The organism is Kribbella sp. NBC_00889 (assembly GCF_045207705.1).
Taxonomy (GTDB): domain Bacteria; phylum Actinomycetota; class Actinomycetes; order Propionibacteriales; family Kribbellaceae; genus Kribbella.
This window is the reverse complement of the sequence record NZ_CP108783.1, coordinates 3,353,921-3,374,035: the sequence shown is the minus strand read 5'-3', so window position 1 is coordinate 3,374,035 and position 20,115 is coordinate 3,353,921. Positions and strand designations below refer to the sequence as shown.

The following is a 20,115-nucleotide window of genomic DNA, read 5'->3' as shown; positions in this document are numbered from 1 at the left end:
GGGCGCTTCCCCTGATCCTCAGACGCTGGGGTGTGGTGCGGCGGGTAGCTCGACAGTTGCCCGGAGGCCGCCGGAGGGGCGGGGAGTGAGCGTGAGGGTTCCGTCGTGGGCTTGGGTGATGCTTCTGACGATGGCCAAGCCGAGGCCGACGCCTGCGTGGTGGGTGCGGATGCGTTGGGTGCCGCGCTGGAACGGCTCAGCGAGCGTGGACACAAGCTGTGGAGTGAGACTCTCGCCGGTGTTCTCGACCGTGAGCAGTACGGTCCTGGGGCGCGCGCTGGTGGTGACCCACACGGTGCCATGGTCGGGCAGATTGTGGACGATCGCGTTGTGCACGAGGTTCGTGGTCAGCTGCAGCAGCAGCGCGTGGGAGCCGATGGTGGGCGTGATGGTGCCGGACGTCTCGATGGTGAGGCCCTGTTTCTCGGCGAGTGCGAGGAGCGTTTCCGTGGCTTCTTCGGCCAGCAGGGAGAGGTCGACGTGTTCTCGGGTGAAGGACCGTTGGTCGGCGCGGCTCAGCACAAGCAATGCTTCGGTGAGGTCGATCGCCCTGGTGTTGACGGCGTGAAGGCGATCGACCAGTGCGCGGTTGTCGCCGTTCAGATCGTTGCGGGCCACGTCGAGAAGGGTCTGCGTGATCGCCAGTGGGGTGCGCAGTTCGTGGGAGGCGTTGGCCGCGAATCGCTTCTGTTCGGCGTCATGTGCTTCGAGCCGGGCGAGCATGGTGTCGAAGGCGTCGGCGAGTTCGCGGAACTCGTCCTGGCGGCCTTCCAGCATGATCCGGTGCGAGAGCGATCCGTTCGTCGCCTGCCGGGCGGCATTGGTGATGCGAGTCAGGGGCGCAAGCATGCTGCCGGCGAGAATCCAGCCTCCGACCAGGCCGACGACAAGCAGGAACATCAGCATCATGATGGCCTTCGGGAGGAAGGCCGCCATCAGGTCGGAGCGGTCGGGTATGGACATGGGCGAGGGTAAGAGGAACACCGGTACGTAGCGCAGCAGGAACACCCACACGACCGCGAGCAGCGAGACACCGACAAGCATCACGAGCCCCGCGTAGCTGAGGGTGAGCTTGAGGCGAACGCTCCAACCAGGCTCTCTATCCACCCTCGTCTCCCGTGTCGATGCGGTAGCCGACGCCCGGCACGGTCGCGATGATCCAGGGCTCGCCGAGGCGTTTGCGCAGGGCGGAGACAGTGATGCGTACGGCGTTGGTGAACGGATCCGCGTTCTCGTCCCACGCCTGCGCCAGGAGCGCTTCGGCGCTGACGATGCCGCCTTCGGCAGTGACGAGGACTTCGAGTACGGCGAACTGCTTGCGGGTGAGCGCGACGTACCGGCCGTCACGGTAGACCTCGCGGCGGAACGGATCCACCCGGAGACCGGCGATCTCCCGCACGGGTGGTCGGTTGTGGGAGCGCCTGCGGTAGAGCGCTCTGAGCCGGAGCACGAGTTCCTGGAGCGCGAAGGGCTTGGTCAGGTAGTCGTCGGCGCCGAGTTCGAACCCGGAGGCCTTGTCGTCGAGCCTGTCGGCGGCAGTCAGCATGAGGATCGGCATACCGCTGCCGGAGGCAACGATCCGCTTGGCGATCTCGTCGCCGGACGGGCCGGGTATATCGCGGTCGAGTACGGCGATGTCGTAGGTGTTGATGCTCAGCAGTTCGAGCGCCGTGTCACCGTCACCGGCGATATCGGCCGCGATCGCTTCCAGGCGGAGGCCATCGCGGACGGCGTCCGCCATCTCGGGTTCGTCCTCGACGATCAGCACGCGCACACTCTTGATGGTACGAGCCGGACCATATCGTCGGCGTATCCAAAACCGGATACGCGCCGGCAACAGCACGCTGCCTTGACTGAACGCATGTCCGCCAGCGAACCGGCACAGACAGCAGGCCGCCGTACCAAACTGACCGTCCGCGCGGCATTCGTCGTCGCCAATGTGGCGCTTGTCGGCGTCTTCATCCACCAGTCGCTGACGACGTTCTCATTCCCGGTCGCATCGCCCAGCGACGCTCGCCACGGTGCACTGGCCGATGGCTTCGTCCCTGCGGGCGTCAAGGTGTTCGACGACGAGATTCCCGGTGTGGCCAACCTCGACCCGGACTTGCTCGGTGCGCTGCGCAAGGCCGCGACAGATGCCGCGGACGACGGGGTCGAGTTCTTCGTCAACAGTGGCTGGCGTTCCCCGGCGTACCAGGAGCAACTGCTCAGTGAGGCGGTCGCGAAGTACGGCTCGAGGGAGGAAGCAGCCCGATGGGTGGCGACCCCAGCCACGTCGCCTCATGTGTTGGGGCAGGCGATCGACATCGGGCGGTCAGACGCGACCGCGTGGCTGTCCAAGCACGGCGCTGCGTACGGACTGTGTCAGATCTACGACAACGAACCCTGGCACTACGAACTGCGCCCTGAGGCCGTCGATCGCGGTTGTCCACCCAGGTACGCCGACCCTACGCACGACCCCAGGATGCAGCAGTGACCCTGACTGTCCAGCCGATCGGCGCCGCCGAGCACTTGGCGTTCGTGCAGGCACAGCGGTCGGTCAGTTTCCTGCAGACCCCGGCATGGGGGAGCGTCAAGACGGAGTGGCGCAGCGAGTCTCTCGGCTGGTACGACGGCCGGCGGCTGGTCGGCGCCGGGCTCGTGCTTCACCGCCCCGTGCCGCGGCTCGAGCGCTACACGCTGGCCTATGTGCCCGAAGGGCCGGTGATCGACTGGACCGGCGAGATCGACGCGTGGCTCGACCCGCTGGCGGCGTACCTCAAGGCGCGCGGCGCGTTCGCGATCCGGCTCGGTCCACCGGTACGCACGGACACCTGGTGTGCGGCCCAGGTCAAGGAAGGCATTGCTGACCCGGGCATCGAGCGGCTCACAGATCTACCCAGCCGGGGCGTCGACCCGGTCGGTGCCCGGGTAACCAGCCAACTGCGGGACGCCGGCTGGCGGCTGCAGAGTCCGGAGAACGGGTTCGGCGCCGGGCATCCGCAGTACAACTTCGAACTTCCGCTGGCCGGTAGGACCGAGGACGACCTGCTCAGGGGCATGAACCAGCTGTGGCGACGCAACGTCAAGAGGGCAGCCAAGGAGGGCGTCGAGGTCAGGGTCGGCGAGGATCTGAAGGCGTTTCACGACCTGTACGTCCACACCGCCGCGCGCGACCACTTCACGCCCCGGCCGCTGCGCTACTTCGAGACCATGGTCGCGGCGATGAGCACCGAGGATCCCGAGCGGATCAGGCTCTACGGGGCCCGACACCGGGGCGACCTGGTCGCCGCCGCCATCATGGTCCGCGTCGGCGCCCAGGCTTGGTACTCCTACGGCGCCTCCTCCACCGAGAAGCGTGAGGTGCGCGGATCGAACGCCTGCCAGTGGGCGATGATCCGCGACGCGCTGGCGGCCGGCTGCATTGTCTACAATCTGCGCGGCATCACCCCCACCCTCGGCGCCGACGACCCGCACATCGGGCTGATCCAGTTCAAGGTCGGCACCGGTGGACAGGCTGTGAGGTACGTCGGCGAGTGGGACCTGCCGCTGCGGCCGATGGTCTACCGGGCCTTCGACCTCTACATGAGCAGGCGCGAGTCCATCAGGCGGCGCGGACGACTAGATTCCATGACCTGACGGAAAGTGGGGGTCGCGTGATCATCAACGGGTGGGACCACTGGTTCGACACGTTCACTGGCGTTGCCTTCCTGACCGTGGCCTTGCTGCCGTTGGCCGCGCTGGTGGTGTGGGTGCTGGCACACCGGCGGAAAGCCACTGGCGTGACGCGGCCGTGGCGCACCTCGCTCGCGGAGGTCGGCATCTTCTACGGGACGGTGCCGTGGGTATGGATGATCCTGCTGCCAGGCAGCCGCGCGGGTGAGGTCCCCGGCCGGGTGAGCCTCGTACCGCTGCGGGACCTACTCACGATGTCGACGCCTCAGGTTGCCGGCAACCTGCTGGTGTTCGCAGCGCTGGGGTTCTTCGTCCCCCTCCGGTTCGCCGCGCTGGCGTCGGTTCCGCGGATCCTGGCGCTCGCGGCGGGTTGCTCGATCCTGGTCGAGGTCGCGCAGTACGTCCTGCGGCTTGACCGGGTGTCCTCGGTGGACGACGTACTGCTCAACACCGCCGGCGCCGGGCTGGCCGCGCTGGCGTCGTACCGCTGGTGGTGCATTCCTGTCGTCACTCGGCCACGGGTTACCCGTCGTTAGCATTTCGTCGGCGTATCGAAATCCGCATACAGGCGGACAACACCGTGCCCCCTTGACTGGGTGGCATGACCTACAGCGAACCAGCGGCTCTCGTTCGATGGCTGGCGTCGTCCACCTCGGCCGCCCCGGTCACGGGAATCACGATCTTTGGATGCGGGCAGGACGAGGCGGTTCTGTTCCGAGAGTTGGCACCTCGTTTTAGGGTCACGCCAACCATCACAGCCGAGGCGGTATCTGAAGCGAATGTCGACCTCGCCTCCGGAAATCGCTGCATCAGCGTCGGTCACAAGACCCAGATCACCAACGCCACTCTGCTGGCGCTCAGCCGGGCCGGCGTGGAGTACGTCTCCACGAGAAGCGTCGGGTACAACCACGTCGATGTGAAGTACGCCGAGAGCGTCGGGCTCCTCGTCGAGAATGTCGACTATTCGCCCGACAGCGTGGCCGACTACACGCTGATGCTCATGTTGATGGCGGTGCGCGATGCGAAATCCATCATGCGCCGTGTAGATGTTCATGATTACAGACTGAATGAGGTGCGCGGGAAAGAACTCCGCGACCTGACTGCCGGGGTCATCGGAACGGGTCGCATCGGCACCGCAGTCATGGACAGGCTACGAGGCTTCGGCTGCCGTGTCCTGGCGTATGACAAGCGGCCCAAGGCGGGTGCCAATTTCGTACGGCTCGACGAACTGCTCGAGCAAAGCGACATCGTCTCCCTCCATACGCCGCTCACCGCGGACACGCGCCACCTCTTGAATCGCGAACGTATCGGGCAGATGAAGTACGGCGCGTTCATCGTCAACACCGGGCGCGGCGCGCTGATCGACACCGAGGCCCTTGTTCCAGCCCTGGAAAGCGGAAGCATCGGTGGCGCGGCGCTGGACGTCCTCGAAGGGGAGGAAGGAATCTTCTACGCCGACTGCAGAAATGAACCCATCAACAGCACGTTGTTGTTGCGACTCCACGAACTGCCCACTGTGCTGATCAGTCCGCACACCGCCTACTACACCGACCGTGCCCTGAGTGACACCGTTGAGAACTCTCTGACCAACTGCCTCGCGTTCGAACACAGAAAGCAGCAATGGATATGAAGATCGGCATTCTGTTCGGCGGCTGTTCCGAAGAACACCCCATCTCCGTCAAATCCGCGCAAGAGATCGCACAACACCTCGATGCCGAAAAGTACGAACCGTACTACATCGGGATCACGACGAGCGGTGCGTGGATGCTCTGTGACGGCCCGGCCGTAGGCTGGGAGACCGATGACTGCCGTCCGGTCGTCCTGTCGCCGGACCGAGGCGTCCACGGATTGCTGGTCCTGGAGCAGGGACGATACGAGACGATCAGCCTGGACGTGGTGTTGCCTGTTCTGCACGGCAAACTCGGCGAGGACGGCGCGATCCAGGGCCTCTTGGAGCTCTCCGGCATCCCCTATGCAGGGTGCGACATCCAAGGTTCCGCCCTGTGTATGGACAAGTCCCTGGCCTACATCGTGGCCGGCAGCGCGGGGATCGCTACACCGAATTTCTGGACGGTCTCGGCGGACGAGAACATCGACGCCGGCCAGTTCAGCTATCCGGTCTTTGTCAAGCCGGCCCGTTCGGGCTCGTCTTTCGGTGTCAGCAAGGTGTCCCGGAAGGAAGAGTTGCCGGGCGCAATGGAATTCGCACGGCAGTACGACTCGGGGGTGTTGATCGAAGAAGCCGTCGTCGGCAGCGAGGTCGGATGTGCCGTCCTCGGGAACGATCTGGATCTGGTGGTCGGCGAGGTGGATCGGATCGCGCTGACTCATGGCTTCTTCCGAATCCATCAGGAGAGTTCGCCCGAGACCGGTTCTGACAACTCGACACCGATCGTTCCGGCTGACATCTCGGCAGAAGCGCGTTCGCTCGTTCAGGAGACAGCGAAGGCCATCTATCGTGCCTTGCGCTGCAGGGGAATCGCCCGGGTGGACATGTTCCTCACCGAAGACGGTGAGGTGGTCCTCAACGAGGTCAACACATTCCCTGGTATGACGTCGTACAGCCGTTATCCGAGGATGATGGCCGCCGCCGGGATGCCGATGGCCGAGGTGATCGACGCGATGGTGTCGCTGGCGGTGACAGGCAAGCTCCGATGAAAGCTGACCTTGTCTTCGTGGACGAGTTCGTACCCGGCGTACGGTGGGATGCCAAGTACGCCACCTGGGACAACTTCACCGGCAAGCCGGTCGACGGGTATCTGGCCAACCGAATTGTCGGTACGACGGCCATGTGCGCGGCCCTGGGAAGAGCCCAAGAGTCGGCCGCTTCCCTCGGCTTCGGCCTGCTTCTCTGGGACGGCTATCGCCCTCAGCGCGCCGTGGACAGCTTTCTGCGCTGGTCGAAGCAACCGGAGGATGGGCGGACGAAGCTACGGCACTATCCGAAGATCGACAGGGCCGAGATGTTCGACAGGGGATATGTGGCCGCCAGGTCGGGTCACACCCGAGGCAGCACTGTTGACCTGACGCTCTATCACTTGACCACCGGTGAACTCGCCTCCATGGGAGGTGACCATGACCTGATGGATTCGGTCTCACACCATGGAGCCAAGGGAATCACGCCGGTCGAAGCGGCAAACCGCAGGTACCTTCGCTCTGTCATGGAAGCCAGCGGGTTCAGCTCCTACGACTGCGAATGGTGGCATTACACACTGCGGGACGAACCCTACCCAGACACCTATTTCGACTTTCTCATCGCCTAGTTGACCGGGGACAGCGTGCGGATAAGACCGGCACACACGACCGATGCGGACGCCGTCAACGAGCTGCTTGAGCAGCTCGGGTACGCCCAGGACGGCACCGCGACAACAGCAACCAGAATCCAGACCTGGGGTGACGACACCTTGAGCGCAGCCTATGTGGCCGATGCTGACGGCAACCTTCTCGGCCTGGTCGCGGTCCACATCTGTCCGTTCTTCCAGCTCGCCGGCTCCTCGGGTAGGATCATGGCTCTGGTCGTCTCCGATCACGCACGCGGCCAGGGCATCGGCGGCGAACTGGTTGCGGCGGCGGAATCGTTCGCTGCAAGCCAGGGATGCGTACGCATGGAGGTCACCAGCGCGGACCGCCGCCAGGATGCACATGCGTTCTACCGACGCCGCGGTTACCTAGACCAAACAGGAACGTCTTCCCGGTTCCTGCGTGATCTCAACCAGCTCAGCGGAACCGCTCGCAGACTGCTCAATGATCCCGAGCGGAGCGTGCGACGCAGTTCCTGAGGACTGGGCAGCGGTGCGGTTGGTTGACTCCGCACCGCTGCCCGGGAGCGAGCGTTAGGTGCCGGGGCAGAACGCGTCTCGCGGTGGGCGTTTGCCGTCGACCAGGAAGGTGGTCTCGATGTTCTTCGCGCAGGTGTTGTTGCCGAAGAGGTAGGACAGGTGGCCGCCTTGGTCGACGGTGATCAGGCGGGATCCCGCACCGAGCTTCCGGTGCAGCTCGACGGCCCCGACGTACGGCGTGGCCGGATCGCGCAGATTGTTCACCAGCAGGATTGTCGACGATCCTGCTTTGCTGATGTCTACTCGCGGCTCGGGTTTGGCCGGCCAGAACGCACACGGCCAGACGCTGGCCGCCGCCGGGCCGAACAGCGGGTAGCGAATCCGGTCGACAGCCACGTGGCGCTGGTAGGTGTCGACGTCCCGAGACCAACCGGGGGAGTTGCAGACCAGCGCAAGCATGCCGGAGAAGTCTCCGCCCGCGGGCGGAGGCGGCAGCTGCGGTGCTTGGCCGCCGGCGAGTGCCTGCAGGGCCGACGCCAGGGCCGGGAAGATCGAATCGCTGAACAGCATGCCGTACGTCATGGCGCGCAGAACGGCCCCGCTGATTCCGGCGACTGGTTCCTGGTCGAGCTTGTCGACAATCTGCAGGTACCGCGTCCGCACCTGCGCCGGGGTGGCACCGAGTCCGTACGTCGCGTCCTGAGATGCGGCCCACCGCGCAAAGTCCGGGAACCGCAGCTCGAATCCCAGGCCCCACCTCCGAGCGCCGACGGCATCGAGCCCACCGAGACCGCTGACGCTGTCGAACACCATCCGGTCGGTGCGCTTCGGGAAGAGCGCGGCGTAGAGCGTGCCGAGGTAGGTTCCGTGCGAGTACCCGAGGTAGGAGATCCGCTGCTCGCCGAGAGCTTGGCGGATCCGGTCCATGTCCCTCGCGACGTTGGTGTTGGTGATGTAGGGCAGCAGATGCGCGGTGCTGGACTGCGCGCACTGCTCGGCGATCTGCCGGGCGTCGGCGGCACGCTGGTCGACGTCCGCGGCCGTCCGTGCGTACGGCGGCGGGATCAGAGTGGCCGCCTGGTCGGGCCGCAGGTTGCAGGTCAGCGGCGTACTGCGTCCGATGCCGCGCGGGTCGAACTCGATGAGGTCGTAGCTCTCCCGCACACTGGCAGGAAGGCCCAGCGACACCAGCGTGAGCGGCAGCGCCGCCTGCGAGTCACCTTGGCCGCCGATGTTGAGGAACAGCACGCCACGCCGGCGAGCAGGGTTGGTGCTCGGCAGCCGCGAGACCGCGATCTCGATGGTCTCGCCGGCAGGTTGTGCGTAGTCCAGTGGGACGCGAACCGTGGTGCATTCCAGCCCCAGGGCCGGCTCGGGTACTCCGGGACAAGGCGTCCAGGACAGTGAGCTGCCACCCACGTGTGCGGCGGAGGGTACCGGCGTGATGCCCATTGTGAGTCCGCTCGCCGCCGCGACGGCCGCCAGTGCGGTGGCCGGCAGCCGTCGTCTGTGCGCGCGGAAGCGCTCGATGAATGAAGGCATGGGAGCTTCCTCTCGTTGGTCGATCACGTCGCCTGGCAGTGCGTCGAACGAGGTGCTGCCAGTTCGACACCGCGTGCTACACCTGACGTGAACAGATCTGCCAGGAGCCAACGGCGGGCGATCGCGCCCAAGCCCTTGAAAGGTAGGAATCATGGCGGTTCTCACGAAGGCCGAGGCCATCGCGATCATTCGCCGCGCCTACGGACCCGATGTCGCCGAGTCGGTCGCAGACCAGTTGCCAGATCAGTTCGACCCCGACGACGACGCGGACGCAGAGATGCTGAACCGCCTCGGCCTCACCCGAGACGGCCTCGCCAACGCCCTGGGCGGCGAACTCTGACCCGACGCCCGGCCGATCCAGAGCGGTTGGTGACGGAAGGCGCCTCTTGCGGTTCAGCTGAGGAAGGTGAGGGCTCGTTTGGCCCAGTCGAGTTTCTCGTCGGCCCAGCTGAGGATGTCGAGGGTTGGGGTGACGTTCCCGGGTGGGCGTTGGACCAGGGTGTCGAGGCGGATCAGGCGGTCGAAGTCGACGTTGACGGGGTCCGGGCGCGGCGTGCCGTTCGGAGTGGTGAAGGGGACGCCGGCGACGCGGAGGATGTTGATCGTTTCCTGGGCGAGGATGCCGTAGGCGACCGTGGTCGGATGGACGCCGTCGAGTGAGAAGAGGCCGCCGGCCGCACGTCCGCCTCGCCCGTCACTGGCGAGGTACCGCGAGTCGACGACGGGTTGCAGCGCTTTCAGAGCGGGCGGCAGTGGATAAGGCGTCCACCAGTCCGGTCGCGCGTTGGGATCGGTGATGAAGCGGCGCGAAGCCATCCGGTCGAGCAGGCCGGCGGCGTCCAGTAGGTACCAGTCGCGTGCTGGGTTTCCCTTACGGGCAGCGCGTACGGCGTCCTCGATGGTCTGGTTGAACATGTCGATCGCGACATCCACCGCGAACGCTTCCGGGCCGGTGATGGACTTGTCCTGGCGCGGGTCGAAGTCCTCGTCGCGTATCCACGGTCTGGTGTAGTGCGGGAAGTACCGCGAACCCGGCTGGATCTTGGTGCCGATGCCCCGGCTGATCGGCGGGATCGTCACATGCGGGACGGTGCAGAGGATGACGTGCCGGGCGTTGATCTTCTTGATCTCGTCGACGATCTCCGCGAACTCGGCGGCGAAATGAGTTGGTTGCCAGACCGTGTACTGCTCCTTCTTGCCGAGCTCACGGTAGTCGTCACCGCTCCAGCCGACGCGCAGTTGGGTCACGCATTTCAGCGCGTTGTTGGCGCCCAGAAAGACGATCAGAGTCTCGATGCCGCACTCGGAGTCCTCCTTCTCGTCTCCCAGCTTGGCCGCGGCTTGGAAGAGAGTCAGCTTCCGATCGTCGTCCGACCCATTCGGATAGACGGACAGGGCGGCCCGATCGTTGTGGTTCTGGACTATCTGGTGAATCAGATCGTCGCGGGGCGAGCCGATCCGTGCGGCGCAGGTGTCATAGGTCTTCTCGAGCGCGTCGCGCAGATCCCAGCCGTACACGGCCAAGGCGTGGTTGTACCCGGTGGTCATCGGCACGTGGCTGCCGTCGCCACGTTCGTAGTAGTCCTCGAGCTTGCCCATCCACGACCTGGCCGCGAACAGCGCCAGCGGAACTTCGAAAAGGTTCAGCTCGGCGCCGAAGCGGTCCGCCAACTCACGGAGAAGAAGTTCCATGTTCAACGGCAGGCCGCCGTACCCGGGATAGCGCGGATAGCGGAACTTGTCGAGCCACCCGAGCTCGTAGGCGATGATGGCCGGGTAGGAGATGTCGGTGTTGAACACCGCCCCACTCTGGAACCCGTGCGTCAGCGAGTCCCCGATCGCCACCAGCCGATGCTTGGGCGTCCCATTCCGCTTCGGCACCTTGATAGCAGGTACGCCGACAGTCGCGTCGAACTGCGGCGTCCTCGCCTCTTTCTTCGAGCGATCCTTGACTTCCTTAGGAGCGCTGTCCGCGACAGAAATCTCCCCTGAAGCTGGCATGGTGTCTCCCCCTGGAGCAGCCTTCTTCAGACACTGATCCGCACCCGGACACTTGTCAACGACTCGCCGAGAACGCGGGGCTACGCTTCGAACGTGGGGGCCGGCGGCTGACACCGACGCTCGCCGGGCGCCTGTGCGCAGATGTCACCCGCCAGCCTGCGTCCGGGCCGGCGGGTGCGCTCGTCTGAGCGGCCGGGGCTGTCAGACGTGGGGCGGGGCTGGGCCGCGATCGGCCTGTGAGTATTCGGGGCCTTCCATCGCGCTCCAGGGGGCGTCGCCTACGCCGCCCAGGCTGTCCTGCACCTCGGACCACTTGGCGGTCAGGGCGTACAGGACGATGACATCCAGCGCGAGCATCAGCACCGCCCAGACGGGATAGGCGCTGAGCCACGCGATCTGCGTCACCGCGTGCAGGCTGACGACCACGATCCCGGCGATCCGGGACCAGGAGGCTCCTGTCAGCAGGGCGCCGCCGATGGGGATCAGGAGCAGCCCGGAGATCAGGACCACCCACCCCCAGGCGGTCACGTTCACGATGACGAGCCTTTCCTGGTGCATCCCCAGCCGCTCGTCGGAGAGCAGAGCGGTGAGCCCGTGGACCACATTGATCAGGCCCTCCACCATGAGCAACGCGCCGGCGAAAACCACGAAGCCGGCGAGTTTCTTCCCACCACCCTCAGCCATGTCTGCCCTCTCCTCTCGCTGCGTCCGCCGGCCGCAACCAGCAGCGGGCCGCACCTGGATGCTCTCCCTCCACGCCCGGCCAGCGCCTCACCCCACCTGGATGAGACCCGCCGGACACCCGGGACGAGCGGCAGGCGTAGGTACCGCGGATGGGATGTATCTCGGGGGTGGTCCGGCGGTTCTTTTGTGCGGAGAGGCTCGAGCTCGGGCCGCACCGGTAGCTTGTCCGGGGGGACGTCTAGGTACGGGAGGCCTGATGGGGTCGGCGGTGGTGGTTGGTGGGGGTGTTGTGGGGCTCGCGGTGGCGCGGGCTTTGCAGCGGCTGGATCCGGGTACGCCGGTTGTGGTGCTGGAGAAGGAGTCCGCGGTTGCGGCCCACCAGACCGGACACAACTCGGGCGTCATTCACTCGGGGTTGTACTACAAGCCTGGATCGCTCAAGGCGCGGCTGGCGGTGGCCGGTGGGGCGGCGCTGCGGGAGTTCTGCGAGGCCAAGGAGATTCCGGTGGATGTCCCCGGGAAGCTCGTGGTCGCCACGACCGAGGCCGAGATGGTGCAGCTCGACCGGCTCTTTGGCCGGGGGCATGAGAACGGCGTGCCGGTACGGCGGCTGACTCTCGACGAGGTCAGGGAGCGTGAACCGCACCTGCGCGTGAGAGGTGCGCTGGCGGTCGATTCGACCGGGCGCGTGGACTTCAAGCTGGTGTCGCGTGCGCTGGCCGACGACGTTCGGGCGGAGGGTGGCGAGATCCGCACGGGCGTGACGGTCACCTCGGTCCAGAGTGCCGGCTCGGTGGTGCGGGTGCAGACGACGGACGAGGTGATCGAGGCGAATCGGGTCGCGGTCTGTGCCGGTCTGCACAGTGATCGGCTCGCTCGGGCCTCGGGTCTGGAGCCGGGCGTGCAGATCCTGCCGTTCCGCGGTGAGTACAGCGAGATCGTGCCGGAGCGTGACTATCTGGTGAAGGGACTCGTGTATCCGGTGCCCGACCCGGATCTGCCGTTCCTGGGAGTGCACCTGACCCGGGGTATCGACGACACGGTGCACATCGGGCCGAACGCCGTACCGGCGCTGGCTCGGGAGGGTTACCGCTGGTCGAAGATCGTGCCGAAGGACCTGTGGGAGTCGTTGACCTACCGAGGCTCCTGGCGACTCGCGCGGCGATACGGCAAGACCGGGGCACAGGAATTTCTGCGCTCACTCACCGGCAAGGCCTTGGTCCGCGCCGCGCAGCGGATGTTGCCCGACTTGCAGGTGGCCGACGTACGGCGGGCAGGCTCGGGCGTCCGTGCTCAGGCGGTGACGAAGCAGGGGCAACTCGTCGACGACTTCCTGTTCCTCCGTGACGGCCGGACACTGCATGTCCTCAATGCGCCGTCCCCAGCCGCCACGGCCTGCCTGCCGATCGGTGAACACATCGCCCAGGAGCTCTGCGGCCGCCGGGCTTGAGTCACGCGAGGAAGTCGACGTGGTGTTCGCGGCTGCCGAAGCTGAACGTGTCGCCGAGCCCCAGACCCTTGAGCGACGCGTAGATCGGTGAGTCGGAGGAGAGCCCTTCGTACGTGACGCCGTCGCATTCGAACGCTTCAGCCACCACTCCGACGACGTACCGTTCCCCGTCGAAGCCGACGAGTGCGCCTGGCGCCACGGCCGTCTTGATCCCGGAGTCGAGCGCCTTGATGTGGGTCAGGATCCGCTTCTGCCGAGCCTCGACGTCGTCGAGCAGTCCGCCCAGGTCAGCGGCCTCGCCGGACTGGGACAGGTCGTCGACCGAATCCGCCGCGTCGGAGTCCAGCATTGCGGCGGAGTCGTGCTCCGCCACACTCGCCCGCGACGACCGGAGCCCCGCCTCGGCCTGAGCGATCAGCGCATCCTTGACGCGCTGCTTGGCATCAGCATCCATCACGGCCTCCAGATCGACGTCGGCCAAGCCAGCCTAACGCGGTCGTTACGTGAGGCTGTTGGCGATGAAGGCCAGGCTGAGGCTTTCGATCTGGCGGAGATCGGGGGCATCGCGGAGTGGGCCCTGGCCGGTGAGTACGGCGGTTCCGTGCACGATGGACCAGATGGGGTATTCGATGCCCTCGCGTCGCTGCGGATCGAGGACGCCGGCTTCCACCAGCTCGTCCAGCGCGTCCCGCAGCAGACCCAGGGGAGTGCGGTCGTTATAGCCGTGCTGTTGCGGCACAGCGAACGCGGTGGCGAACAGCCCGGGCTCCTCATGGGCGAACCGCAGGTACGCCGTCCCGATCGCACCCAGCCGGCGTTGGGCCGCACCGGGGTTCCCGCGCTTGCCGCGGACGCGAGCGATGTCAGCAGCCATGCGGTCGGCCAGCTCGTTCATGGCCACGGTGCAGACCTCGGCGAGTAGCTCGTCGCGGTCTGCGAAGTGCCGGTAGGCGGCGTTGGGTACGACGCCGACGATCCGGGTCGCTTCGCGCAGTACGACCGCGTCAGGACCGCCCGTGCGAGCCAGCTCGACCCCGGCGGCGACCAAGCCGGCGCGTACGTCGCCTCGCGGGCGCCGCCGCGACCGTGGTGCTCCCTCGCCGATGCTCACCAGCTCAGGTTATCAATGTGGACACTGTCCACCAAACCGAGCTAATGTGGACGGTGTCCACATTAATTCCAGGGAGGACCCCACATGGAGACGACGACCGACACGCCGAGGGTGACCGCGGACGCATGGTTCGCAGGCGGCCGGCGGATCTGGTACGACGCCGAGTCCGCTCGTGTACTGACCGATGACGAGGCCGCCAGCAGACCCGGCGTGCTGAAAGTCTTCGAGCGCGCGACGCCCACAGCTGGGGATGCCGTGTGGCTGACGATGCTGCCGGGATTCCCGGACGGTTCGTACGGCTGGGCGCAGGTGGATCGTCTGCTCCCCGCCGGCGTCGGTCCACGCCTGTACGTCGACCCCGTCGGGCAGGGGGATTCGGACAAGCCCAAGCGCTACCCGCATTCCACGGTCGGACGGGCCGATCTCGTCGGCGCCTTATGGCGGCACCACGGCGTGCGTCGTACCGTCGTGGTCACCTTCGACTACAGCTCGCTGGCGCTTCTGGAACTCCTGCGCCGACCGACCGGGCCGGAGATCGCCGCGGTCTTCATGGTGAACGGCGGCTTGTTCGCCGACGCGCATACGCACCCGTGGCAGGGAACTCCGATGCTCCGGTCTCCGCTCGGTGCCCTCGGAGCGCGGAGTTTGCAACGGTCGTTCGCGTCGTTCGTCCGGGGCTGGAAGCAGGCCCGCATGTACTCCCGCGACTACGACCCGACCGAGACCGAACTCAAGGAACTCTGGTCGGCAGTGGTGCGCCGCGACGGAGCGATGTTCCTCCACGACGGTGCCGGATTCGTCAAGGAACACCGCCGCAACGCGGCGCGCTGGGACTTCGCCGCGATCGCCCGAGAACTGAACGGCACAGTGCCCTTGTACGTCGGCGGCAGCACCGAAGACCCCTACGAGCACCGCCAGATCACTGCCACTCGGGAAAGGGTGCCCGAAGCCCGGATCATCACCTTCCCGGGCGGCCACCTGACCACCAGCGAACACCCGGACCTCCTGGCCGCCGCGATCGCCCGCATCGCGTCGGGTCACGGAGTGGAGGAGGCATGACAGACGCACTTCCGGCCCAGTACGTGACCGGCAAGTCCCGGGCCGCCATCGAGCAGGCCCTCGTTGCTGCTGGCAAAGACCTGGACGGGCTCGAGGCCGCCGATCTCGCGCTGCTCGAGGATTACCACACCGGCGGCCGACTCGTGACCGTCCAGCTTGTGGACCTGGTCGACCTCACGCCGAACAGTGAAGTGCTGGACGCCGGCACAGGCATCGGAGGATCCGCACGCTACCTCGCGGCCCGTTTCGGCTGCGCGGTGACGGCGGTCGACCTGTCCGAGGAGTACTGCGACACCGCCCGCTGGCTCAACGGTCTCGTCGGCCTGGACGATCGGATCGTCGTACGGCAGGGGGACGTGACCGCGCTGCCTTTCGACGAGTCGTCGTTCGACGTCGTGTTCAGCCAGCACGTCCAGATGAACGTGGCCGCCAAGGACCGCCTCTATCAGGAGGCGAGGCGCGTTCTGAGGACCGGCGGTCAGCTCGCCGTGTGGGACATCGCCGCCGGCGACGAGCTCCGACTCGACTACCCGTTGCCGTGGGCCGACGTACCCGAGCACACCCATCTGAGCACTCCGGCAGCCCTGTGTGCCGCGATCGAGTCGGCCGGATTCACCGTCGAGCACTGGACGGATCTGACCGAGCAAGTCGGTGCCATGATGCGAGCGATGCAGTCACTTCCACCCAATCCGCTCGGGCTGCACGCGTTCGTCCCCAACTTCCGCGACCGGGTGAAGAACCTCACCGAGGGTCTGTCCGACGGCCGGCTCCGAGCCATCCAGGCGGTCGCCCGAGCCCATTAGTCTGCGCGTCCTCACCCGTCAGGGAGGAGTACTGCGCCCGCGGTCGCGCCTAGCGTCGTAGATCCGTGATGCGTGTGCCCGGGGGAGCGATGCGATGGGTGAGGGCTGGGACCCGTGGTGAGCCGGTGGGCCGAGCATCCGCTCGTACTGCGGGTGGTGCGGATCGTGCGGCAGAGCGTCGTCTGGCGGATCGTGGTCGCCTCGATCGAGATCAGGTTCTACGACCGGGCGCTGACGCTGGCAGGGCAGGCCTTCATCGCGCTGATTCCGCTGCTGGTCGTGCTGGCGACGTGGTTCAGCAGTTCCGACTCGCTGGCGGTCGGTGACTGGGTGATCGACAGGTTCTCGCTGACCGGCCCGTCCGCGGATGCGGTGCGGTCCCTGTTCGGGCGGCCGCCGGGCGACTCGGGCGGTCTGACCTTCCTGAGCGTGATCACCGTCCTGGTGTCCGCGAGCAGCTTCGCGCGATCGGTCCAGCGGACCTACGAACTGGCGTGGAACCTGCCTGCTCGCGGGCTGCGCAGGACGGTCAACGGCATCGAGGGTGCGTTCCTCCTGCTCATCGCCCTGATCCTGCTGGGCTACCTGGCGAGTCTGGCTGATGAGCTGCCGGTCGGCCTCCTGATCACCGTGATCGCTCAGATCTGTACGGCGGTTCCGGGGTGGTGGCTCGCCAGCTGGCTGCTGCTGAGCCGGCGGGTCTCCTGGCGCCTGCTCTTCCCTGGCGCCGTCGTCAGCGCGGTAGCTCAGGTGGTCGTCACCTCGGCGGGCGCCGTGTACGTACCGCACCTGATCGAGCGCAACACAGAGCGGTACGGCGTGATCGGCGTAGCGATCGCGTTGATCTCGTGGCTGGTCGTGCTCGCTCTCGTGATCGTCGGCTCAGCGGTCGTCGGCGCCCAGCTCAGTGCGGCCCTCGCCGAGCACGACGAGCGCCGTACCTGACCGGCCGGTTCAGGCGCAGGCCTGCACTCCTCCTTGTACTCCGGTGTTGAAGGCCGACGTCCGTTCCTGAGCGTTGCCGTGATCGCTCTCGTTGGTCCAGGGGTAGTCGTCGGCGACAGCGGCCAGCGTCTGGGCGAGCTCCTCGCTGTCGCCGGGCTCGATCTCGATCAGCCCGTCCTTCGCGGCGCCCTGGAGCGCGGCGCCGGCCAGGCAGTCCGCCTGCAGTTCCGCCTGGACGGAGACCTGGTCCCGGTTCAGCCTGGCCTGGATCGCATGGCCCCACTCGTGGGCGATGATCAGGTAGATCCACGCGTCCCCGATCTGGCTGTAGCCGGCTGCCATCAACTGCTCGTCCCACGCGAGGAAGTCGCCCGGCCCGCAGTAGAACGCGTTGAACGGTACCGACGGTTCTCCTCCACACGACGGTCCGTTCGCACCGACGTAGCTGCCCTCCACCCGGGGGCTCTTGTACTGGCCGTCGAAGTGCTCGGAGAAGTGCGTGCGCCAGTACGTGTCCACCGCCTTGACGGCGGACTCCTCGTCCACACGCATGGCAGCGAGATCGACCGGCGCCGAGGTGCCGGTAGTCGCAGCCTCTGGTGTCGCGGTCGTCGTACCAGCAGGTGGCGCCGACGTCGTCCCGCCGCAGGCGGCCGCCAGGACCGCGACGGTGGTCGCGAATCCAGCGAGCCTGAGGCGTCGGAGCACCGGGTCGACGGCTGTCACTACGCGAGGGCCTTGGCCTTCAGGGTGTCGAACTCCGTCTGCGTGATCGTGCCCGCGGTGAGGAGTTGCTGTGCCTGGTTGATCTGCTCGGCCGGCGACGAGGACCCGGCGACCGACTTGATGTAGTCGTCCTGCGCGGCCTTCGCGCTTCCCCACGCCGCCGCTGAACGCTCGGCCATGCCCTTGCCGCGGGCGATCAGGTAGACCAGGGCGGTCAGTAGCGGGAAGAAGACCAGACAGATCACCCAGAGGGCCTTGGCCCAGCCCGCGAGCGACTTGTCGCGGAAGATGTCCGTGATGATGTGGAACAGCACCATCAGGTACGCGACGAACGCGAACGTGACGATGATGAACCAGATGATGTCCCAGAAACTCATGACTGCATCCCTTCGCTGTCGCGCCGATCAGTCCCTCTCGGGACCACGGTCGCGGTCCGGCGGCCGTCTGGGATCACCCGGCATGGATGAGCTCGGGTCCGGACCGTGGATCGGCGACGTGCTCACCCGACGCGGGTGAGGAAGTCACCGCCCGTGCTGGTCAGGCTCGAGTTCCTCGCCAGACCTTCACACCCTGAACCGGACCCCACCCCAACCGGCCACGTCTGACCACAGCAGGTGGACTGAGGTCCTGAGTGCGGGGGTACGGTCGTCCTCGGGTTCGTCCGCTGATCTGAGGAGTGCGCGTGGCTGGTGACATCAGGCTCATTGTTCAAGGTGACGACTTCGGTATGTGTCATGCCGTCAATGTCGGCACGATGGAGGCGTTCCGGGAGGGGATCCTGACGCAGGCCTCCACCATGGCTGCGTGCCCCTGGTTCACCGAGGCCGCGGCGCTGGCGCGTGAGTCCGGGATTCCGCTCGGCGTGCATCAGACCCTGACCTGCGAATGGGACTTCCTGCGGTGGCGGCCGCTGACCGACGGACCGTCGCTGGTCGGTGATGACGGAACGTTCCTCCGCACGGTCGACGCGGCGCGGGCTTCGATCACCCATGCCGACTCCGTCCGCGAGCTGTCCGCCCAGGTGGCGAAGTTCGCCGCGGAAGGGCTCTCGATCGACTACCTGGACGTCCACATGGGGCAGTCCGCGCAGGAGTCGGCGTACGACGAGGTCTCGAACGCTGCCGGCAAGCCGTTCATCTACGGCCCGGTCGAGTCGCAGCGGTTCGCCTCGATCGTGACCTTGAGCGACCGGGAGGCGGACGGCAAGAAGGCGTGGATGCTCGACCACATCGCCGGCCTGACGCCCGGCGTACACCTGTTGGTCACGCACTGCGCCGCCGCTCATCCGGAACTCGCGGCGATGACGTCGCCCGGCACGTACACCTACCGGTGGGCCGAGGAGTACCGGCTGTCGGACCAGGAGATCGTGACCGACCCGGAGGTCCGCAAGGCGATCGAGGAGCGGGGCATCGAGCTGGTGTCGATGCGCAACGCGTTCACCGACTGACAGCCGGTACGGCGGGTGGCATGCCGAAGGCGGCCACGTGGTGTGGGCCGACGAAGGCGTTGCTCTCCACGATCCGGCCGCCCTCGATGGTGAGGACGTCGACGACCATCGCGTCGTACTGATCACTGCCGGGGCTGCGCAGATAGCAGATCAGGGCAGGACGGCCGTTGGCGGCGGACGGGAACGTTCGCCAGTCCAGCGGCCTGGTCAGGAACTCGGCAACGGCATCGATCCCGATGACCGGTGCGTCCGGCGGCATGGTGATGCGTACGTCGTCGGCCAGCAACTCCCGGAGGCTGGCTGGGTCGGTCGCTGCCGCGTACCGGCGGAGGATCTCCTCGTCCTCGGCGGTCAGCGCCGGCCGGCGCCAGTGCCGCGGATCGCCCGGAGCGTGCCGGCGAATCGTCCGCCGGGCGCGCTGGATCAGACTGTTCACCGCAGGCACCGCGAGGTCGAGGGCCTCGGCGATCTCGGCCGCCGTCCAGCCTGACACGTCCCGGAGGACGAACGCCGCCCGTTGCCGTGGCGGCAGATACATCAGCGCGGCGATCAGCGCGAGCTCGACGGTCTCCCGCGCCACCAGGTCGGCCTGTGGGTCCTCGCCCGGCACGGCGTCAGGGTAGGGGCCGATGTCGGTGCACCACTCCAGGGGATCGCCCGCCGGTACGGTCCGCCGCGCCGCTGCCTTGTGGTGGTCGAGATAGACGTTGGTGGAGATCCGGTAGAGCCAGGTCCGGATCGCCGCCCGGCCCTCGTACTGCGCGCGAGAGCGCCAGGCGCGCAGGAACGTTTCCTGCACCAGGTCGTCCGCGTCGGCGACGTTGCCTGCGAGCCGGTAGCAGTGCGCATGCAGCGAGCGCCGGTGCTCGTCGAACGCGTCACGGAACCGGTCGTCGGCCGCGGCGCTCGTCATG

General features: G+C 66.8%; 23 protein-coding genes. 13 read left to right on the top strand and 10 right to left on the bottom strand.

Features of this window, described 5'->3' with window-relative positions; all coding sequences use genetic code 11:
• Window positions 1-18: 18 nt before the first annotated feature.
• Both OG817_RS16380 and OG817_RS16375 read right to left on the bottom strand, forming a co-directional pair.
• Entirely contained in the window at window positions 19-1,107 is a 1,089-nt protein-coding gene (locus OG817_RS16380) for a sensor histidine kinase (RefSeq protein WP_406055576.1), read from the bottom strand.
• Entirely contained in the window at window positions 1,100-1,774 is a 675-nt protein-coding gene (locus OG817_RS16375) for a response regulator transcription factor (RefSeq protein ID WP_406055574.1), read from the bottom strand. The genes OG817_RS16380 and OG817_RS16375 overlap by 8 nt, the downstream gene beginning before the upstream one ends.
• 87 nt (window positions 1,775-1,861) lie before the next feature.
• Here OG817_RS16375 and OG817_RS16370 point away from each other — a divergent pair, with 87 nt between their 5' ends.
• From OG817_RS16370 to OG817_RS16340, 7 genes are all read left to right on the top strand, one after another.
• The gene (locus OG817_RS16370) at window positions 1,862-2,476 is read left to right on the top strand and encodes a M15 family metallopeptidase (protein WP_406055572.1); all 615 of its coding nucleotides are present in this window, start codon (window positions 1,862-1,864) and stop codon (window positions 2,474-2,476) included.
• Window positions 2,473-3,618 carry a lipid II:glycine glycyltransferase FemX gene (locus tag OG817_RS16365; protein ID WP_406055570.1) on the top strand — a complete coding sequence of 382 codons (1,146 nt, stop codon included), beginning with the start codon at window positions 2,473-2,475 and terminating at the stop codon, window positions 3,616-3,618. The genes OG817_RS16370 and OG817_RS16365 overlap by 4 nt, the downstream gene beginning before the upstream one ends.
• A gap of 17 nt (window positions 3,619-3,635) precedes the next feature.
• Window positions 3,636-4,190, top strand: coding sequence for a VanZ family protein (locus OG817_RS16360; protein WP_406055568.1), 555 nt, complete (start codon window positions 3,636-3,638; stop codon window positions 4,188-4,190).
• Window positions 4,191-4,255: 65 nt separating this feature from the next.
• Window positions 4,256-5,284, top strand: a complete 1,029-nt coding sequence (gene vanH / locus OG817_RS16355; RefSeq protein ID WP_406055566.1) for a D-lactate dehydrogenase VanH — start codon at window positions 4,256-4,258, stop codon at window positions 5,282-5,284.
• Window positions 5,281-6,312 carry a D-alanine--(R)-lactate ligase gene (vanA, locus tag OG817_RS16350; protein WP_406055564.1) on the top strand — a complete coding sequence of 344 codons (1,032 nt, stop codon included), beginning with the start codon at window positions 5,281-5,283 and terminating at the stop codon, window positions 6,310-6,312. Before vanH ends, vanA begins: the two co-directional genes overlap by 4 nt.
• On the top strand, window positions 6,309-6,917 hold the full coding sequence (vanX, locus tag OG817_RS16345; RefSeq protein WP_406055562.1) for a D-Ala-D-Ala dipeptidase VanX: 609 nt from the start codon (window positions 6,309-6,311) through the stop codon (window positions 6,915-6,917). The genes vanA and vanX overlap by 4 nt, the downstream gene beginning before the upstream one ends.
• Entirely contained in the window at window positions 6,918-7,433 is a 516-nt protein-coding gene (locus OG817_RS16340) for a GNAT family N-acetyltransferase (protein ID WP_406055560.1), read from the top strand.
• Between the two features lie 54 nt (window positions 7,434-7,487).
• Here OG817_RS16340 and OG817_RS16335 read toward each other — a convergent pair whose 3' ends face one another.
• A complete protein-coding gene (locus OG817_RS16335; protein ID WP_406055558.1) occupies window positions 7,488-8,975 on the bottom strand; it encodes an alpha/beta hydrolase in 1,488 nt (495 codons plus the stop codon).
• Window positions 8,976-9,126: 151 nt separating this feature from the next.
• Here OG817_RS16335 and OG817_RS16330 point away from each other — a divergent pair, with 151 nt between their 5' ends.
• Window positions 9,127-9,315 carry a hypothetical protein gene (locus OG817_RS16330; RefSeq protein ID WP_406055556.1) on the top strand — a complete coding sequence of 63 codons (189 nt, stop codon included), beginning with the start codon at window positions 9,127-9,129 and terminating at the stop codon, window positions 9,313-9,315.
• Window positions 9,316-9,368: 53 nt separating this feature from the next.
• On the opposite strand, the gene OG817_RS16325 is transcribed toward OG817_RS16330, so the two are convergent.
• Window positions 9,369-10,976 (bottom strand): hypothetical protein, encoded by a 1,608-nt coding sequence (locus OG817_RS16325; RefSeq protein ID WP_406055554.1) that lies wholly within the window; start codon window positions 10,974-10,976, stop codon window positions 9,369-9,371.
• 201 nt (window positions 10,977-11,177) lie between these two features.
• Complete coding sequence (locus tag OG817_RS16320) at window positions 11,178-11,660, bottom strand: hypothetical protein (protein WP_396390248.1); 483 nt, start codon at window positions 11,658-11,660, stop codon at window positions 11,178-11,180.
• A 256-nt stretch (window positions 11,661-11,916) separates the two neighbouring features.
• Between OG817_RS16320 and lhgO the strand changes: the two genes are divergently transcribed.
• On the top strand, window positions 11,917-13,110 hold the full coding sequence (gene lhgO / locus OG817_RS16315; protein WP_406055552.1) for an L-2-hydroxyglutarate oxidase: 1,194 nt from the start codon (window positions 11,917-11,919) through the stop codon (window positions 13,108-13,110).
• A 1-nt stretch (window position 13,111) separates the two neighbouring features.
• Here the strand turns inward: lhgO and OG817_RS16310 are convergent, their stop codons facing one another.
• Both OG817_RS16310 and OG817_RS16305 read right to left on the bottom strand, forming a co-directional pair.
• On the bottom strand, window positions 13,112-13,564 hold the full coding sequence (locus OG817_RS16310; protein ID WP_406055550.1) for a hypothetical protein: 453 nt from the start codon (window positions 13,562-13,564) through the stop codon (window positions 13,112-13,114).
• 45 nt (window positions 13,565-13,609) lie between these two features.
• Window positions 13,610-14,215 carry a TetR/AcrR family transcriptional regulator gene (locus OG817_RS16305; RefSeq protein WP_406057453.1) on the bottom strand — a complete coding sequence of 202 codons (606 nt, stop codon included), beginning with the start codon at window positions 14,213-14,215 and terminating at the stop codon, window positions 13,610-13,612.
• A 90-nt stretch (window positions 14,216-14,305) separates the two neighbouring features.
• Between OG817_RS16305 and OG817_RS16300 the strand changes: the two genes are divergently transcribed.
• From OG817_RS16300 to OG817_RS16290, 3 genes are all read left to right on the top strand, one after another.
• Window positions 14,306-15,280, top strand: a complete 975-nt coding sequence (locus OG817_RS16300) for an alpha/beta fold hydrolase (protein ID WP_406055547.1) — start codon at window positions 14,306-14,308, stop codon at window positions 15,278-15,280.
• Entirely contained in the window at window positions 15,277-16,083 is an 807-nt protein-coding gene (locus tag OG817_RS16295; RefSeq protein WP_406055545.1) for a methyltransferase domain-containing protein, read from the top strand. Before OG817_RS16300 ends, OG817_RS16295 begins: the two co-directional genes overlap by 4 nt.
• A 117-nt stretch (window positions 16,084-16,200) precedes the next feature.
• Complete coding sequence (locus tag OG817_RS16290; protein ID WP_396390253.1) at window positions 16,201-17,028, top strand: YhjD/YihY/BrkB family envelope integrity protein; 828 nt, start codon at window positions 16,201-16,203, stop codon at window positions 17,026-17,028.
• Window positions 17,029-17,037: 9 nt separating this feature from the next.
• Here the strand turns inward: OG817_RS16290 and OG817_RS16285 are convergent, their stop codons facing one another.
• The gene (locus OG817_RS16285) at window positions 17,038-17,754 is read right to left on the bottom strand and encodes a neutral zinc metallopeptidase (RefSeq protein ID WP_406055542.1); all 717 of its coding nucleotides are present in this window, start codon (window positions 17,752-17,754) and stop codon (window positions 17,038-17,040) included.
• Entirely contained in the window at window positions 17,754-18,131 is a 378-nt protein-coding gene (locus tag OG817_RS16280; RefSeq protein WP_396390255.1) for a PLDc N-terminal domain-containing protein, read from the bottom strand. Before OG817_RS16280 ends, OG817_RS16285 begins: the two co-directional genes overlap by 1 nt.
• Before the next feature lie 305 nt (window positions 18,132-18,436).
• On the opposite strand from OG817_RS16280, the gene OG817_RS16275 reads away from it, so the two are divergent.
• Window positions 18,437-19,201 carry a carbohydrate deacetylase gene (locus tag OG817_RS16275; protein ID WP_396390256.1) on the top strand — a complete coding sequence of 255 codons (765 nt, stop codon included), beginning with the start codon at window positions 18,437-18,439 and terminating at the stop codon, window positions 19,199-19,201.
• On the opposite strand, the gene OG817_RS16270 is transcribed toward OG817_RS16275, so the two are convergent.
• A complete protein-coding gene (locus OG817_RS16270; RefSeq protein ID WP_406055540.1) occupies window positions 19,191-20,114 on the bottom strand; it encodes an RNA polymerase subunit sigma-70 in 924 nt (307 codons plus the stop codon). The genes OG817_RS16275 and OG817_RS16270 overlap by 11 nt on opposite strands.
• Window position 20,115: the final 1 nt, after the last annotated feature.

Excerpts from the sequence above, each read along its gene's own strand:
- OG817_RS16370 (WP_406055572.1), top strand. The coding sequence starts at position 1,862 with ATGTCCGCCAGCGAACCGGCACAGACAGCAGGCCGCCGTACCAAACTG.
- vanH (WP_406055566.1), top strand. The coding sequence starts at position 4,256 with ATGACCTACAGCGAACCAGCGGCTCTCGTTCGATGGCTGGCGTCGTCC.
- vanA (WP_406055564.1), top strand. The coding sequence starts at position 5,281 with ATGAAGATCGGCATTCTGTTCGGCGGCTGTTCCGAAGAACACCCCATC.
- vanX (WP_406055562.1), top strand. The coding sequence starts at position 6,309 with ATGAAAGCTGACCTTGTCTTCGTGGACGAGTTCGTACCCGGCGTACGG.
- OG817_RS16335 (WP_406055558.1), bottom strand. The coding sequence starts at position 8,975 with ATGCCTTCATTCATCGAGCGCTTCCGCGCGCACAGACGACGGCTGCCG.
- OG817_RS16330 (WP_406055556.1), top strand. The coding sequence starts at position 9,127 with ATGGCGGTTCTCACGAAGGCCGAGGCCATCGCGATCATTCGCCGCGCC.
- OG817_RS16325 (WP_406055554.1), bottom strand. The coding sequence starts at position 10,976 with ATGCCAGCTTCAGGGGAGATTTCTGTCGCGGACAGCGCTCCTAAGGAA.
- OG817_RS16320 (WP_396390248.1), bottom strand. The coding sequence starts at position 11,660 with ATGGCTGAGGGTGGTGGGAAGAAACTCGCCGGCTTCGTGGTTTTCGCC.
- lhgO (WP_406055552.1), top strand. The coding sequence starts at position 11,917 with ATGGGGTCGGCGGTGGTGGTTGGTGGGGGTGTTGTGGGGCTCGCGGTG.
- OG817_RS16310 (WP_406055550.1), bottom strand. The coding sequence starts at position 13,564 with ATGGATGCTGATGCCAAGCAGCGCGTCAAGGATGCGCTGATCGCTCAG.
- OG817_RS16300 (WP_406055547.1), top strand. The coding sequence starts at position 14,306 with ATGGAGACGACGACCGACACGCCGAGGGTGACCGCGGACGCATGGTTC.
- OG817_RS16295 (WP_406055545.1), top strand. The coding sequence starts at position 15,277 with ATGACAGACGCACTTCCGGCCCAGTACGTGACCGGCAAGTCCCGGGCC.
- OG817_RS16280 (WP_396390255.1), bottom strand. The coding sequence starts at position 18,131 with ATGAGTTTCTGGGACATCATCTGGTTCATCATCGTCACGTTCGCGTTC.
- OG817_RS16270 (WP_406055540.1), bottom strand. The coding sequence starts at position 20,114 with ATGACGAGCGCCGCGGCCGACGACCGGTTCCGTGACGCGTTCGACGAG.